At 57.3% G+C, this 12,787-nt stretch carries 22 protein-coding genes; 17 read left to right on the forward strand and 5 right to left on the reverse strand.

From position 1 onward, the window contains the following. The first annotated feature begins 144 nt into the window (after window positions 1–144). Window positions 145–1,173 carry a hypothetical protein gene (locus tag Q1A07_RS12110; protein ID WP_299781029.1) on the forward strand — a complete coding sequence of 343 codons (1,029 nt, stop codon included), beginning with the start codon at window positions 145–147 and terminating at the stop codon, window positions 1,171–1,173. Window positions 1,174–1,414: 241 nt separating this feature from the next. On the opposite strand, the gene Q1A07_RS12115 is transcribed toward Q1A07_RS12110, so the two are convergent. Continuing rightward, window positions 1,415–2,131 carry a DUF533 domain-containing protein gene (locus Q1A07_RS12115; RefSeq protein WP_299781031.1) on the reverse strand — a complete coding sequence of 239 codons (717 nt, stop codon included), beginning with the start codon at window positions 2,129–2,131 and terminating at the stop codon, window positions 1,415–1,417. A 313-nt stretch (window positions 2,132–2,444) separates the two neighbouring features. On the opposite strand from Q1A07_RS12115, the gene rplB reads away from it, so the two are divergent. The 5 genes from rplB to rplP are packed head-to-tail and all read left to right on the forward strand — an operon-like array spanning window position 2,445 to window position 5,087. Further along, window positions 2,445–3,287 (forward strand): 50S ribosomal protein L2, encoded by an 843-nt coding sequence (gene rplB, locus Q1A07_RS12120; protein ID WP_299781033.1) that lies wholly within the window; start codon window positions 2,445–2,447, stop codon window positions 3,285–3,287. A gap of 3 nt (window positions 3,288–3,290) precedes the next feature. Then, the gene (gene rpsS, locus Q1A07_RS12125) at window positions 3,291–3,569 is read left to right on the forward strand and encodes a 30S ribosomal protein S19 (protein ID WP_067296663.1); all 279 of its coding nucleotides are present in this window, start codon (window positions 3,291–3,293) and stop codon (window positions 3,567–3,569) included. A 3-nt stretch (window positions 3,570–3,572) separates the two neighbouring features. After that, window positions 3,573–3,953 (forward strand): 50S ribosomal protein L22, encoded by a 381-nt coding sequence (gene rplV / locus Q1A07_RS12130; protein WP_195819734.1) that lies wholly within the window; start codon window positions 3,573–3,575, stop codon window positions 3,951–3,953. Further along, the gene (rpsC, locus tag Q1A07_RS12135) at window positions 3,953–4,660 is read left to right on the forward strand and encodes a 30S ribosomal protein S3 (protein ID WP_195819735.1); all 708 of its coding nucleotides are present in this window, start codon (window positions 3,953–3,955) and stop codon (window positions 4,658–4,660) included. The genes rplV and rpsC overlap by 1 nt, the downstream gene beginning before the upstream one ends. Before the next feature lie 13 nt (window positions 4,661–4,673). Further along, entirely contained in the window at window positions 4,674–5,087 is a 414-nt protein-coding gene (gene rplP / locus Q1A07_RS12140) for a 50S ribosomal protein L16 (RefSeq protein WP_219499988.1), read from the forward strand. A 167-nt stretch (window positions 5,088–5,254) separates the two neighbouring features. Here rplP and Q1A07_RS12145 read toward each other — a convergent pair whose 3' ends face one another. From Q1A07_RS12145 to Q1A07_RS12155, 3 genes are all read right to left on the reverse strand, one after another. Continuing rightward, window positions 5,255–5,773: a hypothetical protein gene (locus tag Q1A07_RS12145; RefSeq protein ID WP_299781035.1), complete on the reverse strand. Its 519-nt coding sequence runs from the start codon at window positions 5,771–5,773 to the stop codon at window positions 5,255–5,257. 43 nt (window positions 5,774–5,816) lie between these two features. Continuing rightward, window positions 5,817–6,437 (reverse strand): 2OG-Fe(II) oxygenase family protein, encoded by a 621-nt coding sequence (locus tag Q1A07_RS12150; protein ID WP_299781037.1) that lies wholly within the window; start codon window positions 6,435–6,437, stop codon window positions 5,817–5,819. A 257-nt stretch (window positions 6,438–6,694) separates the two neighbouring features. Beyond that, complete coding sequence (locus Q1A07_RS12155) at window positions 6,695–7,183, reverse strand: GNAT family N-acetyltransferase (protein ID WP_299781039.1); 489 nt, start codon at window positions 7,181–7,183, stop codon at window positions 6,695–6,697. Between the two features lie 354 nt (window positions 7,184–7,537). Here Q1A07_RS12155 and rpmC point away from each other — a divergent pair, with 354 nt between their 5' ends. From rpmC to rpmD, 11 genes are all read left to right on the forward strand, one after another. Then, window positions 7,538–7,744 (forward strand): 50S ribosomal protein L29, encoded by a 207-nt coding sequence (gene rpmC / locus Q1A07_RS12160; RefSeq protein ID WP_195819739.1) that lies wholly within the window; start codon window positions 7,538–7,540, stop codon window positions 7,742–7,744. Between the two features lie 11 nt (window positions 7,745–7,755). After that, window positions 7,756–7,995, forward strand: coding sequence for a 30S ribosomal protein S17 (gene rpsQ, locus Q1A07_RS12165; RefSeq protein WP_195819740.1), 240 nt, complete (start codon window positions 7,756–7,758; stop codon window positions 7,993–7,995). Window positions 7,996–8,067: 72 nt separating this feature from the next. Beyond that, a complete protein-coding gene (gene rplN / locus Q1A07_RS12170; RefSeq protein WP_011567679.1) occupies window positions 8,068–8,436 on the forward strand; it encodes a 50S ribosomal protein L14 in 369 nt (122 codons plus the stop codon). Window positions 8,437–8,438: 2 nt separating this feature from the next. Beyond that, window positions 8,439–8,750, forward strand: a complete 312-nt coding sequence (gene rplX, locus Q1A07_RS12175) for a 50S ribosomal protein L24 (protein WP_299781043.1) — start codon at window positions 8,439–8,441, stop codon at window positions 8,748–8,750. Beyond that, the gene (rplE, locus tag Q1A07_RS12180) at window positions 8,743–9,306 is read left to right on the forward strand and encodes a 50S ribosomal protein L5 (protein ID WP_299781045.1); all 564 of its coding nucleotides are present in this window, start codon (window positions 8,743–8,745) and stop codon (window positions 9,304–9,306) included. Before rplX ends, rplE begins: the two co-directional genes overlap by 8 nt. Window positions 9,307–9,322: 16 nt before the next feature. Next, window positions 9,323–9,628 (forward strand): 30S ribosomal protein S14, encoded by a 306-nt coding sequence (gene rpsN / locus Q1A07_RS12185; protein WP_219505940.1) that lies wholly within the window; start codon window positions 9,323–9,325, stop codon window positions 9,626–9,628. 12 nt (window positions 9,629–9,640) lie between these two features. Next, window positions 9,641–10,033 carry a 30S ribosomal protein S8 gene (gene rpsH / locus Q1A07_RS12190; RefSeq protein WP_195819744.1) on the forward strand — a complete coding sequence of 131 codons (393 nt, stop codon included), beginning with the start codon at window positions 9,641–9,643 and terminating at the stop codon, window positions 10,031–10,033. A gap of 10 nt (window positions 10,034–10,043) precedes the next feature. Beyond that, the gene (gene rplF / locus Q1A07_RS12195; RefSeq protein WP_299781049.1) at window positions 10,044–10,577 is read left to right on the forward strand and encodes a 50S ribosomal protein L6; all 534 of its coding nucleotides are present in this window, start codon (window positions 10,044–10,046) and stop codon (window positions 10,575–10,577) included. 11 nt (window positions 10,578–10,588) lie between these two features. Next, window positions 10,589–10,948: a 50S ribosomal protein L18 gene (gene rplR / locus Q1A07_RS12200; RefSeq protein WP_299781051.1), complete on the forward strand. Its 360-nt coding sequence runs from the start codon at window positions 10,589–10,591 to the stop codon at window positions 10,946–10,948. Window positions 10,949–11,121: 173 nt separating this feature from the next. After that, window positions 11,122–11,700, forward strand: a complete 579-nt coding sequence (gene rpsE, locus Q1A07_RS12205; protein ID WP_299781053.1) for a 30S ribosomal protein S5 — start codon at window positions 11,122–11,124, stop codon at window positions 11,698–11,700. Window positions 11,701–11,702: 2 nt separating this feature from the next. Beyond that, entirely contained in the window at window positions 11,703–11,891 is a 189-nt protein-coding gene (rpmD, locus tag Q1A07_RS12210; RefSeq protein ID WP_299734790.1) for a 50S ribosomal protein L30, read from the forward strand. A 54-nt stretch (window positions 11,892–11,945) separates the two neighbouring features. Here rpmD and Q1A07_RS12215 read toward each other — a convergent pair whose 3' ends face one another. Further along, complete coding sequence (locus Q1A07_RS12215; protein WP_299781055.1) at window positions 11,946–12,533, reverse strand: hypothetical protein; 588 nt, start codon at window positions 12,531–12,533, stop codon at window positions 11,946–11,948. Window positions 12,534–12,787: the final 254 nt, after the last annotated feature.

Genomic DNA, 12,787 nt, shown 5'->3' on the forward strand with positions numbered 1-12,787 from the left:
CAGTGTAGCAATCTGGCCACCAAATGGCCTTTTTCTTGTGCTATATTAATTGCTTGTGGACAGGTTGTTCCCAGTGCCGCGCCGCGGAGCGTTTTCAAACGATCATCTATTGTAGAAATTGCGTCTCTTCGAGAGGTCAATATCGTGTCGAAAATTGAAGCCAGTGGTTTTACACAACTAAGCGTGGGCAGACATCCCGAGGCCTCTAACCATCCGGTCTTTGATGGAAGCTGGAAGGAGCGATTAAACGAAGCACGCGCAAAACGCGCCAAGCTTCTTTCCGAGCGGGGAGTGGTCGCATCGAAGGCACCATCTCGATTGCCTGAGCCTGATCAAATTGGCGACGCCAGAGCACCGGAAGGGGACAAAGCAGACACAGGTGGTGCTTTGGCTCAGTTGAATGCATCGGATGCGGTGAAGGCTTTGATGCTGTTTTCAGGCGCCGCTGGTTTCGGTCTGGGCATAACGCTTGGTATTGGCGCATTGATCGGGTTTGGGGCGTCGGTCTCCGTTACGTCTGATCCGCTTGCAGAAGCCAGCCAGGGCAACACCATCAGCCAATCAAACGTAGCGACCGTAACAGCTGTGGTGGACCCACCGGCGGACAGAACCATTGTTGCTTCCGACGGTGTACAGGGTTCCCCGCAAGTGGACGTGCCGGACGGATTCTTCGCGCCGGTATCGGTTCGCGCTGACGCGATCAGTCTGCCGGAGATTTCAGCCGTGCAATACATGCGTGCGGACACCGATCTGGCTATCGCTGCGACGCTGCGGTCGCTGCCGGAGATTCCTGGCTTGAGTGCGGGAGAAATGATGTACGGGAACAGCAAGGCCTCTGACCTGCAGTTCTTCATTCATGCGCCGGACGGCATCCCCAATGACAAACTTCAAAGCTATGTGGCCGAGCTTGAGAGCGCCGGGATCGCAGTCGCCGAAATCGGACGTGAGAGGTTTCGAGTTTCGACCACCCATTTGCGATACTACAGCCCGGAGACCGCCGCAGTTGCCAAGACGGTTGCAAATGATCTTGGTGTGGAAGCCCGCGATTTTTCGGCAAACGCATTGAACGCCGAACGGATCGAGGTTTGGGTCGCTGGAAGGCCAAGACCATCAGAAGAGGCTCAGCAACCCCGCACTGGGTTTTTCGCCCGGTTGTTTAATCCACAGAGGTGAAAAACCAACCGATGTAACGCATTGCTCTCCGACTTGTCGCTGAAGGTGGGCCGTTGGATAATCACATGAAGAATGATCCGGCGTGTTTCCGCGATTGCTCGTGAAACGGAACGTGATAGCAGATGCTCCCACGGTTCTAGAGGCCAGCAACCGGCCTGACAGTCGCTACAGGCGGCCCAAGTGTCTTCCAGAGAATACGGTTTTTAGACCGAGCAAGAGGGATTTCGGCGAGGGACAATCGTCATCGGCTGGCGAGCGGTGGGACCCCCATCCTGGCGTGGATCGCATCACGCTGAGCATCGCTCAACCCAAGCCCCGATGCGAGTTGGCGCATATAGTTGGCCTCGGCGACGTTATCGACACGGATAGCGGCCAGCGAGGTCGAGTAGACCTGCTCTCGGCTGATTGTCCCTGCGTCCCGCACGAGACCTGCCAAATCGGGCGAGGCCTGCAATTCTGCCTTTACGAATTCGCGCTCTTCCTCGCTGATGTCGCCCAGCCGGTCGACAATGGCGGCCTGTTCCTGGGCATCGATCTCGCCGTCGGCCTTCGCAGCCTGGATCATCGCGCGGATCATCAGCTTGGCCTGCTGCTCCATCGCGTCGCCGACCGGCGTGTTGCCGAACATCGCCTCCATCATTGAGGCCGATTGCTGACTGCCTGCTTCGGCGGCGCCGCGCAGGCTTGCCATCAGACCACCCAGACCGGCAGCGCCTGCTTCGGTCGCACCGGCAGTGGCCTGACCCATCTGGCCGAACAGGTTCTTCACCTGCGCTGAGCCTCCCGGAATGCCGAACTGGTCCGCCATGCGGCCCAGCTGATCCGCCATATTGCTGCCGCCTGCGCCCTGCATCGCGTCTTGCAGACCGGCCATGCCGCCCATCTGCTTGTACTTGTCCATCCCTTTCGCCGCCGCAAACCCGACAGCGACCGCGGCAAGTGCTTTCACAAAACTCATGGTATTCCCTCCACCCAAGACCACTTGAGCGTAGCATCTCCCCCGCAAAGTTAGGAAGACAGAAGATCAGGTGTCTCAGGGCGTGGCGAATAGGTGCCCAGACGTGGTCCCGGTACCCTGAAAAATATGAACTTTCAGCGGGCCCCATGCTTGACCCCGGGAGCGCACTCTCTTAAACGGACGCATCGGCAAGGCCCCGGATTCGTCCGGGGCTTCGCCTTTGTCCGTATGGACATCCAAGTCGGGCACCTACGGGGGCCTTCATACCATAGGCGCAGCGATGCGCCGTACAGCAAAACGGAAGACAGACAACATGGCACTCAAGTCGTATAAACCGACGACGCCGGGCCAGCGTGGGCTGGTACTGATCGACCGTTCGGAGCTCTGGAAAGGCCGCCCGGTCAAAGCCCTCACGGAAGGCTTGACCAAGAACGGCGGACGGAACAATACCGGACGGATCACGATGCGCCGTAAAGGCGGCGGGGCCAAGCGCCTCTACCGGATCGTTGACTTCAAGCGGAACAAACTGGATGTGGCGGCCACGGTCGAGCGCATCGAATATGACCCCAACCGCACAGCTTTCATCGCCCTCGTGAAATACAGCGATGGCGAACAGGCCTATATCCTGGCGCCACAGCGTCTGGCCGTGGGTGACAGCGTGGTTGCGTCGCAAAAAGCAGACATCAAACCTGGCAACGCGATGCCTTTCTCGGGCATGCCCATCGGGACAATCGTGCACAACATCGAGATGAAGCCCGGCAAGGGTGGTCAGATCGCCCGTGCCGCCGGGACCTACGCCCAGTTCGTGGGCCGCGACGGTGGCTATGCTCAGATCCGTCTGAGCTCCGGCGAGCTGCGTCTGGTGCGTCAGGAATGCATGGCCACCGTTGGTGCTGTCAGCAACCCCGACAACTCCAACCAGAACTACGGTAAAGCGGGCCGCATGCGCCACAAGGGCATCCGCCCCTCTGTGCGTGGTGTCGTGATGAACCCGATCGACCACCCGCATGGTGGTGGTGAAGGCCGGACCTCTGGTGGTCGTCACCCGGTGACGCCCTGGGGCAAGCCGACAAAGGGTGCAAAAACCCGGAACAAGAAAAAAGCGTCAAGCAAGCTCATCCTGCGCTCGCGGCACGCCAAGAAGAAGGGGCGTTAATTTATGTCTCGTTCAGTATGGAAAGGTCCTTTTGTCGACAGCTACGTGTTGAAAAAGGCCGAAGCGTCCCGCGAAAGTGGTCGCAACGAAGTGATCAAGATCTGGTCGCGCCGCTCGACAATCCTGCCCCAGTTCGTGGGCCTGACGTTCGGTGTCTACAACGGTCACAAGCACATCCCTGTCAACGTCAGCGAAGACATGATCGGTCAGAAGTTTGGTGAGTATTCGCCAACACGGACCTACTATGGTCATGCCGCCGACAAAAAAGCGAAGCGGAAGTAAGCCATGAGTAAGGATAAAAATCCCCGCCGCGTGGCTGACAACGAAGCAATGGCAAAACTGCGCATGCTTCGTACATCCCCGCAGAAACTGAACCTCGTCGCCGCGATGATCCGGGGTAAGAAGGTGGACAAGGCCCTGACGGACCTGACCTTCTCCAAGAAACGGATCGCTCTGGATGTGAAGAAATGCCTTCAGTCCGCCATCGCGAACGCGGAAAACAACCACAACCTCGATGTTGACGAGCTGGTCGTCGCAGAGGCCTATGTGGGTAAAAACCTGACCATGAAGCGTGGCCGTCCGCGCGCGCGTGGCCGGTTCGGCAAGATCATCAAGCCGTTCTCGGAAATCACGATCAAGGTGCGTCAGGTAGAGGAGCAAGCCTAATGGGTAACAAAGTCAATCCGATTGGCATGCGCCTGCAGGTGAACCGCACCTGGGACAGCCGCTGGTATGCCGACACGAAAGATTACGGGGACCTTCTGCTGGAAGACCTCGCAATCCGTGAATTCATCAAGAAAGAATGTCATCAGGCCGGTGTGGCCCGTGTGATCATCGAACGTCCGCATAAAAAATGCCGCGTTACGATCCATACAGCCCGCCCCGGTGTCATCATCGGCAAAAAAGGCGCGGACATCGAAGGTCTGCGCCAGAAAATTGCCAAGATGACCGACAGCGAGCTGCATCTCAACATCGTTGAAGTGCGCAAGCCCGAGCTGGATGCGGCCCTTGTTGGTGAGAGCATTGCACAGCAGCTGGAGCGTCGGGTGTCTTTCCGCCGCGCCATGAAACGTGCGGTGCAGAACGCCATGCGTATGGGCGCCCTGGGCATCCGCGTGAACGTCGCGGGCCGTCTGGGCGGCGCCGAGATCGCGCGGACCGAATGGTACCGTGAAGGCCGCGTGCCTTTGCACACCCTGCGGGCCGATATCGATTACGCACATGTGGAAGCGACGACTGCCTATGGCATCATCGGGATCAAGACATGGATCTTCAAAGGTGAGATCATGGAGCACGATCCAGCCGCGCGTGACCGTAAGGCACAGGAACTCCAGGATGGCCCAGCACCCCGCGGTGCAGGCGGTCGTCGCTAAGGGGGAATGACAGATGCTACAACCAAAACGCACGAAATTCCGCAAGCAGTTCAAGGGCTCGATCAAGGGCTTGGCGAAGGGCGGGTCTGACCTGAACTTCGGCACCTATGGCCTCAAGGCCATTGAGCCCGAGCGGGTCACAGCCCGTCAGATCGAAGCGGCACGCCGCGCCATGACACGTCACATGAAACGTCAGGGCCGGGTCTGGATCCGGATTTTCCCGGATGTGCCGGTCACGGCCAAACCCATCGAAGTTCGGATGGGTAAAGGTAAGGGTTCGGTCGACCGTTGGGCGGCCAAGGTCAAGCCAGGTCGCGTGATGTTCGAGATCGACGGCGTGAATGATGACGTGGCCCGCGAGGCTCTGCGTCTGGCGGCGATGAAACTGCCGATCAAGACACGGGTTGTGGTCCGCGAGGACTGGTAACCCCGTCGTTTCCGTTTTGCGGGTATGACGAAGCAGAGGCAGCGTGTTTGCTTGCAGACAAGCATTACGCTATCAGTGCAAATCAGGAGCCTCCGTCGAATGATCGACGGGGGCTTTCTTTCGGGGAGCGACAGGCCTTCGACGCGCATATGTCGCGCGCGAGGGTACTAGCGCACGCCATCCTTTAAGGCCTGGCTGAAATAGACTTGTTCGGACTGATAGCCGCCACGGATAAGGTAACCGTCATCTTGGATCTCCGGATAATCTTCAATCCAATCGCGGAACCGGTCATTTGTCACGATGCGCGCGCCCATATCTCGCGCGGCCTGGAGGATAATCGGATCGGCCGGGGTGCCTTTTGGTACCACCATTACACGCTTTTCGGGTAGGCCGAGCATTCGGGCGAAGTCGCCGTGGTGGCGATACTTGCCCGCGACCAGATAACCGGCGTTCGCATCAAACACCACGCCCGGATAAAAGCCCTGTCGCGTGAGGGCCTCTATGACTCCGACAACAGATTGGATATCTGGTGTGTTCGATTTCCAGTGCATCACGTTGGAACCATCGATGATGAGTGATTTTGCAGAACTTACTTTCCGTTTGTGGTGCAAAAGCCAGGCAACGAGAAACGCAAGTACTGCGGTGACGCCGCCCAAAGACCAGATATATATACTTAGATCGGTCAATGTGGCGCTTCCAATTGAAGTGTAGGCAAACGCACGGCGCCGACTAGGTCCAGTTATAGTTGAACGAAACGGAAATCCGTTCTTCTTCGGCCATGTTCAGCGGGACTTCGTGGCGGAGCCAGCTTTCCCAGAGCAGGACGTCTCCTACTTCAGGGGTGATGTAGGTGAAGGTTTGCAATTCCGACGGCGCGTTCTTGCGGCGGGGTGGGGCGGCCATCATCATCGGCAGGCGCGGGTCTTCGACTTTGAGGGCGCTGGCACCGCGCGGGACGGCCACATAGGTGGTGCCGCTGATCACCGAATGCGGGTGGATGTGGCTGGTGTGGATGCCGCCGGGGGGCAGGATGTTGATCCAGATATCTTCCAGTTTCAGGGGTCTGTCGCCGAGATCGAAAGCGAGGTCCGTGGCAAAGGCTTTCACGTGTTTGTCGAGGCACTTGACCAGATCCTTGAAAATCGGGAAGCGGTAGGGCAGGTCGGTCAGCGAGGCATAGCTTGTGTAGCCCGGATAGCCGTTTTCATCACACCAGTTCTGACCTGCTTCATCATCTTCGGCGATGGACCAGCAGGAGGCTTCGACTTCGGCCGTATCGATGGCAGGCTTTTTCTCGGAGAGAGGGGCGCGGTAGAGGCGGGTGACAAAGAGGGAATCTATGGTGCTCATGATTCCGTCTTAGCCGAGCAGGTGGCGAGAGGCGAGAGGGTTAACGTGGCATGTGTGGAAAGGAGGAGCAGGCTTGGGGTCCTGCCAGGGACTTCGAGCCCTTTTCCAAAGGGAATATGGTGAATTCGATGTCGGTATCACGTTGGTGGTCGCATAGGTGTTTGAACGAATTTGCGAGATTACGATGGCGTACCGTGGATAAAGATTTGGGAAAAATGGTGGTTGAACGGACTTTGTTGCCGTTGAGTGCGTCCTGTTTACCGCCTCGCCAGCATTGGCAAGATCAAACCCCATTCGGTTTCTTGAGGTGGCCCCGACGGTTTGAACCCCAGCTTTTTGTAGACGGCTATCGCACGTTCATTGTCTGGGTGAGGATCGGTTGCGATCACATGTGCGCCCTCATCGAAGAGAACCTGCATTCTCATTTCGATAAACGCTGATCCATGTCCAATGCCGACCATCTCGGGGTCTCCGATGTATTGATCGATTCCCCGCGAACCTTTTGGAAGACTGGCAAAATGGTGACTTTCCCATCCGTGCACTGTGTAGTCTTGCATAAACGCAAAGGGCCGTTCGATGAATGAAACGATCCAGCGAGCGACCCGAGGATCAGCTAAGTCCTTTTCATCATCAAGCTCATCTGACTCCCACCACTCTAGAACATGCGGGTTCGACCGCCAGGCCTTCAACACAGGAAGGTCCTCCAAGGTCGCTCTGCGAAATTTGTAATGATTGGTCGCAATCATTCGATCACTCTAACAGATCGTCCCACGTTAGGTATGGGCTCCGTGCTGCTGTCAGGATCTTGTTTCCTGAACGTCAGTTTAAAGCATCAAGCCATGCCTTGGCTTTGCGAAGGCAGCGCCCGAGCCTCCGCCACTGGGAGGGCGATTTGTATCCGCCTCTCGACTCAGGCACGGGTGCAATTGTAGAGGGAACGGAGGACTAGGCGTTGGCATTGGGAAAGACGTTTTGTTCTTTGTCAAAAGGGGTTGCGATGCAGGGCCGTTGGGCCTATACGGCCCCTTCATCATGAACTCCACGGGAATCAGGGTGACGCTTTCAAGCGGCCTTCTCGTGATGTTGAAAGGAATAAGGCGATGGACGCCAAGGAATTGCATGACAAGACCCCGGACCAGCTGCGTGAAGAGCTGGCCAATCTGAAGAAAGAACAGTTCAACTTGCGCTTTCAGCAGGCCACCGGCCAGCTGGAAAACCCTGCGCAACTGCGCACCGCGCGCCGCAACGCGGCCCGTGTAAAGACTGTTTTGAACCAAAAAGCAGCCTCCGCTGCTGCGTCTGAGTAAGGAGAGCACCCATGCCAAAGCGTATTCTGTCCGGCGTCGTGACCTCTGATGCCAACGCACAAACCGTTACCGTGTCCGTCGAGCGCCGCTTTACGCACCCGGTTCTGAAGAAAACCATCCGTAAGTCCAAGAAATACCGGGCGCACGATGAGAAGAACACGTTCAAGGTGGGCGATAGCGTCCGCATCATCGAATGTGCACCAAAGTCGAAAACTAAACGTTGGGAAGTGCTGGAAGCCGCTGAGGCCTGAGGACCAACCGCTTAATCGAAACCCTGGGGAAGAAGGCCACGCATCGGCCCCCCAAAGGTCGGGAGAAACCAAATGATCCAGATGCAGACCAACCTGGATGTTGCTGACAACAGCGGCGCGCGCCGTGTTCAGTGCATCAAGGTTCTGGGTGGTTCCAAGCGTAAATACGCATCCGTCGGCGACATCATTGTCGTGTCGGTCAAGGAAGCCATCCCCCGCGGTCGTGTGAAAAAAGGCGACGTCCGTAAGGCCGTCGTCGTGCGCACCGCCAAGGAAGTCCGCCGCGAAGACGGCACCGCGATCCGCTTTGATCGCAACGCCGCCGTCATCCTCAACAACAACAACGAGCCGATTGGTACACGTATCTTTGGGCCAGTTGTGCGGGAACTGCGCGCCAAGAACTTCATGAAAATCATCTCGCTCGCTCCGGAGGTGCTGTAATCATGGCTGCCAAGTTGAAAAAAGGTGACAAGGTCATCGTGCTGGCCGGCAAGGACAAGGGTAAGACAGGCAACATCACGTCTGTGGACCCGAAATCCGGCAAGGCCATCGTGGACGGCGTCAACATCGCCATCCGCGCCACACGTCAGTCCCAGGAAAGCCAGGGCGGTCGCATCCCCAAGGCGATGCCGATTGACCTCAGCAACCTCGCCTATGTCGATGCCAAGGGCAAGGCGACACGTGTGGGTTTCAAGATGGACGGCGACAAGAAAGTCCGTTTTGCCAAGACAACGGGAGACGTGATCGATGCTTGATACGGCAAATTACACCCCCCGCCTGAAGGCCGTGTACAAGGACACCATCCGCGCGGCGATGAAGGAAGAGTTCGGCTACAAGAACGACATGCAGATCCCGCGTCTGGACAAGATCGTCCTGAACATCGGCTGCGGTGCGGAAGCGGTGCGCGACAGCAAGAAGGCCAAGTCGGCGGTCGAAGATCTGACCCTGATTGCGGGCCAGAAGGCGCTGACCACCACGGCCAAGAAGTCCATCGCGGGCTTCCGGGTCCGCGAGGACATGCCGATGGGTGCGAAAGTGACCCTGCGCGGCGACCGCATGTATGAATTCCTCGACCGTCTGATCACCATTGCGATGCCCCGCATCCGCGACTTCCGCGGCGTCTCGGGCAAGAGCTTTGACGGGCGTGGCAACTATGCCATGGGCCTGAAAGAGCATCTGGTGTTCCCGGAGATCAACTTCGACAAGATCGATGAGAACTGGGGAATGGACATTGTGATCGCCACAACGGCGCAAACCGACGCTGAAGCAAAGAGCCTGTTGAAAGCCTTCAACATGCCTTTCAACAGCTGATCGGGAGGGAATAGATATGGCTAAAAAATCTATGATCGAACGCGAGAAGAAGCGCGAAGCTCTGGTGAAGAAATACGCTGCCAAGCGCGCTGAACTCAAAGCAATCGTGAACGACCAGGAAAAGCCGATGGAAGAGCGTTTTCGCGCCTCCCTGAAGCTGGCGAAACTGCCGCGCAACTCTTCGGCCGTGCGTCTGCACAACCGCTGCCAGTTGACCGGTCGTCCACACGCTTACTATCGCAAACTGAAAATTTCGCGGATCGCGCTGCGGGACCTTGGCTCGAACGGCCAGATCCCCGGCATGGTCAAGTCGAGCTGGTAAGGAGCGCATCAGATGAACGATCCTATCGCAGATATGCTGACACGCATCCGTAACTCCTCGATGCGCGGTAAATCCACCGTCCACACGCCTGCTTCCAAGCTGCGCGCCTGGGTGCTGGATGTGCTGGCGGACGAGGGCTACATCCGTGGCTATGAGAAAACCACCGGTGCCGACGGCCACCCGGCCATCGAGATCAGCCTGAAGTACTACGAAGGCGAACCTGTCATTCGCGAGCTCAAGCGGGTCTCCAAGCCCGGTCGTCGCGTCTACATGGGCGTCAATGACATCCCGGTTGTCCGTCAGGGCCTCGGCGTGTCGATTGTCTCCACCCCCAAGGGTGTGATGTCGGACCAAGCAGCACGCAGCGCCAACGTTGGTGGCGAAGTGCTCTGCACCGTCTTCTAAGGAGGGGCTCATGTCTCGTATTGGTAAAAAACCGGTCGACCTGCCCAGCGGTGTATCCGCCTCCGTGAGCGGTCAGACCATCGAAGTGAAGGGCCCCAAGGGGACCCGGTCCTTCAAGGCCACGGATGATGTGACCCTGAAGGTTGAGGACAATGTGATCAACATCGAGCCACGCGGCAAATCCAAGCGCGCGCGGCAGCAGTGGGGCATGTCCCGCACGATGGTGGCGAACCTTGTCACCGGCGTCACCGAGGGTTTCAAGAAAGAGCTGGAGATCCAGGGTGTGGGTTACCGGGCGCAGATGCAGGGCAATACCCTGAAGCTGAACCTCGGCCTCAGCCACGACGTGGATTACACGGCGCCTGAAGGGGTGACCGTGACGGCTCCGAAACAGACTGAGATTGTGGTGGAAGGCATTGACGAACAGCTTGTTGGTCAGGTTGCCGCGAACATCCGCGCTTGGCGTAAGCCCGAGCCCTACAAGGGCAAAGGCATCCGCTACAAGGGCGAGTTCATCTTCCGCAAAGAAGGCAAGAAGAAGTAAGGACGCAAACAATGGCAAACAGCAAAAGAGACCTGTTCTTGAAGCGCCGCCTGCGCGTTCGGAACAAACTGCGCAAGGTAAACGCGGGGCGCGTGCGCCTCTCCGTGCACCGCTCCAGCAAGAACATCAGCGTACAGCTGATCGACGACGTGGCGGGCACAACGCTTGCCTCCGCCTCGACGCTGGAAAAGGCGCTGGGTGTGGTTGGCAAGAACAACATCGAAGCAGCCACCAAGGTGGGTGCAGCGATTGCCGAGCGCGCAAAGAAAGCCGGTGTGGAAGAAGCCTATTTCGACCGTGGCGGGTTCCTCTTTCACGGGAAGGTCAAGGCCGTGGCCGACGCCGCCCGCGAAGGCGGTCTGAAAATCTAAGGTACGGTGGCCCAAGGCCCACCCTACCTGCATGCGGGTAAGGTGGGCTTTCAGGCAGCCGTTGTTTGAGAAAGCGCAGGCGGCTGTGATGGCCGCCTCGATGATCCGGGGGCATTCTGCTCACTTGGGTTGAGACAAACGGGCGCTTGCCCAGATATCAAAGGATGTTCTCTATGGCAGAACGTGATAACCGTCGTGGCAGAGGCCGCGATCGTGACGAAGCACCGGAATTCGCCGACCGTCTGGTCGCGATCAACCGCGTGTCCAAAACCGTAAAAGGTGGTAAGCGCTTTGGGTTTGCAGCCCTCGTGGTTGTGGGTGACCAGAAAGGCCGCGTCGGCTTTGGCAAAGGTAAAGCGAAAGAGGTCCCCGAGGCCATTCGCAAAGCCACCGAGCAGGCCAAGCGCCAGATGATCCGCGTGCAGTTGCGAGAAGGCCGCACCCTGCACCACGACATGGAAGGCCGTCATGGCGCCGGTAAAGTGGTCATGCGCACAGCGCCTGAGGGTACTGGTATTATTGCCGGTGGTCCGATGCGTGCCGTGTTCGAAATGCTGGGCGTGAAGGACGTTGTTTCCAAATCCATCGGCTCGCAGAACCCCTATAACATGATCCGCGCCACCATGGACGGATTGCGGAAAGAAAGCAGCCCACGGTCGGTCGCACAACGTCGCGGCAAGAAAGTGGCGGACATTCTGCCCAAGCGGGAAGACAACGTAGAGTCCTCCGCGCAAGTGGCTGAGGAGGCATAAGCATGGCCAAGACTATTGTTGTAAAACAGATCGGCTCCCCGATCCGCCGCCCCGCCAAACAGCGTGCAACGCTGATCGGCCTGGGTTTGAACAAGATGCACAAGACCCGCGAGCTCGAAGACACGCCTTCCGTGCGCGGCATGATCAACTCGATCAGCCACATGGTCGAGATCGTGGAAGAGAAGGGCTGAGCTTCTCTCGTTATTGAGATTGATTACGCCTCGCAGGAAACTGCGGGGCGTTTTCTATCTTTTCAGCACCAGCTCATTCTGGTGTATTTGGTCAGCCTCAATTCGAATAACTTGAAATCTTGCCAAAGTGTCTAGCGTTTCATGAAACTGAGCTTTTGAGAGAGGCGAACCTCTCCGTTGCTCAATATAATTTGAAGTTACTCGATAGGCAGCCCCAGTTTCCGACGGCAATGAGCACCTTTCATAGAGTGAGTAAAAGACAAGGGTCTCTATCTCATCGAAATCTACTGTCGATCCAGCAAGACCAAATCGCACAATCTTGTAGGCAATGAGATATCCCGTGACTCCGTCAAGTGCTGTCTCCAAAGCGACCCCGACAATATCAAGTTCGTCCAAAAACTTTTTTAGATTAAAACGAAAGTTGCCAACCTTGCGTGACTTCATTCGACCAGGCTTGAATGTGTTATCAAAGGTTATGAATCGTGTTTCGTACTTTTGCTCTTCTTCTTCGACTTCGATGATTGGAAATGAAAGATACGATCCTAAGGCTTCCAGCTTCGATGATACATCGCCGTCATTCACTGACAGCTGCTGCTGCAGAACTGCTTTGACGGCTGATTTTTCTTTGCTCTCAACTAGCATTTGACAGTTTTCCAGTTTGTTCGTTTTGTGGCGAATATGATAATCATTGCGGAGCACTTGGTGAACAAGAGATTAACGCCCGTGATCCCCGATCACGGGCAGCGCCCGACCACCCCTATGGGCGGGCGCTTCGCACCCGGGGGTCAACCCCACTGCGGCCTCAAAAGGTCGCCCGGACCTTTTGCAAGACGGCCTTCGCCCCGCGGTCGGGCGCTGCCCTTCCGTTCTGGCCAAACTGGCCCTTGATCCACGTC

Origin of the sequence: uncultured Roseobacter sp. (assembly GCF_947492555.1) — a bacterium.
Lineage (GTDB): Bacteria > Pseudomonadota > Alphaproteobacteria > Rhodobacterales > Rhodobacteraceae > Roseobacter.

Excerpts from the sequence above, each read along its gene's own strand:
- Q1A07_RS12115 (WP_299781031.1), bottom strand. The coding sequence starts at position 2,131 with ATGAGTTTTGTGAAAGCACTTGCCGCGGTCGCTGTCGGGTTTGCGGCG.
- rplV (WP_195819734.1), top strand. The coding sequence starts at position 3,573 with ATGAGTAAGGATAAAAATCCCCGCCGCGTGGCTGACAACGAAGCAATG.
- rpsH (WP_195819744.1), top strand. The coding sequence starts at position 9,641 with ATGAACGATCCTATCGCAGATATGCTGACACGCATCCGTAACTCCTCG.
- rpsQ (WP_195819740.1), top strand. The coding sequence starts at position 7,756 with ATGCCAAAGCGTATTCTGTCCGGCGTCGTGACCTCTGATGCCAACGCA.
- rplN (WP_011567679.1), top strand. The coding sequence starts at position 8,068 with ATGATCCAGATGCAGACCAACCTGGATGTTGCTGACAACAGCGGCGCG.
- rpsS (WP_067296663.1), top strand. The coding sequence starts at position 3,291 with ATGTCTCGTTCAGTATGGAAAGGTCCTTTTGTCGACAGCTACGTGTTG.
- rplE (WP_299781045.1), top strand. The coding sequence starts at position 8,743 with ATGCTTGATACGGCAAATTACACCCCCCGCCTGAAGGCCGTGTACAAG.
- rplX (WP_299781043.1), top strand. The coding sequence starts at position 8,439 with ATGGCTGCCAAGTTGAAAAAAGGTGACAAGGTCATCGTGCTGGCCGGC.
- rpsC (WP_195819735.1), top strand. The coding sequence starts at position 3,953 with ATGGGTAACAAAGTCAATCCGATTGGCATGCGCCTGCAGGTGAACCGC.
- Q1A07_RS12150 (WP_299781037.1), bottom strand. The coding sequence starts at position 6,437 with ATGAGCACCATAGATTCCCTCTTTGTCACCCGCCTCTACCGCGCCCCT.
- rpsE (WP_299781053.1), top strand. The coding sequence starts at position 11,122 with ATGGCAGAACGTGATAACCGTCGTGGCAGAGGCCGCGATCGTGACGAA.
- rplB (WP_299781033.1), top strand. The coding sequence starts at position 2,445 with ATGGCACTCAAGTCGTATAAACCGACGACGCCGGGCCAGCGTGGGCTG.
- rpsN (WP_219505940.1), top strand. The coding sequence starts at position 9,323 with ATGGCTAAAAAATCTATGATCGAACGCGAGAAGAAGCGCGAAGCTCTG.
- rplF (WP_299781049.1), top strand. The coding sequence starts at position 10,044 with ATGTCTCGTATTGGTAAAAAACCGGTCGACCTGCCCAGCGGTGTATCC.
- rplR (WP_299781051.1), top strand. The coding sequence starts at position 10,589 with ATGGCAAACAGCAAAAGAGACCTGTTCTTGAAGCGCCGCCTGCGCGTT.
- Q1A07_RS12155 (WP_299781039.1), bottom strand. The coding sequence starts at position 7,183 with ATGATTGCGACCAATCATTACAAATTTCGCAGAGCGACCTTGGAGGAC.
- Q1A07_RS12215 (WP_299781055.1), bottom strand. The coding sequence starts at position 12,533 with ATGCTAGTTGAGAGCAAAGAAAAATCAGCCGTCAAAGCAGTTCTGCAG.
- rpmD (WP_299734790.1), top strand. The coding sequence starts at position 11,703 with ATGGCCAAGACTATTGTTGTAAAACAGATCGGCTCCCCGATCCGCCGC.
- rplP (WP_219499988.1), top strand. The coding sequence starts at position 4,674 with ATGCTACAACCAAAACGCACGAAATTCCGCAAGCAGTTCAAGGGCTCG.
- rpmC (WP_195819739.1), top strand. The coding sequence starts at position 7,538 with ATGGACGCCAAGGAATTGCATGACAAGACCCCGGACCAGCTGCGTGAA.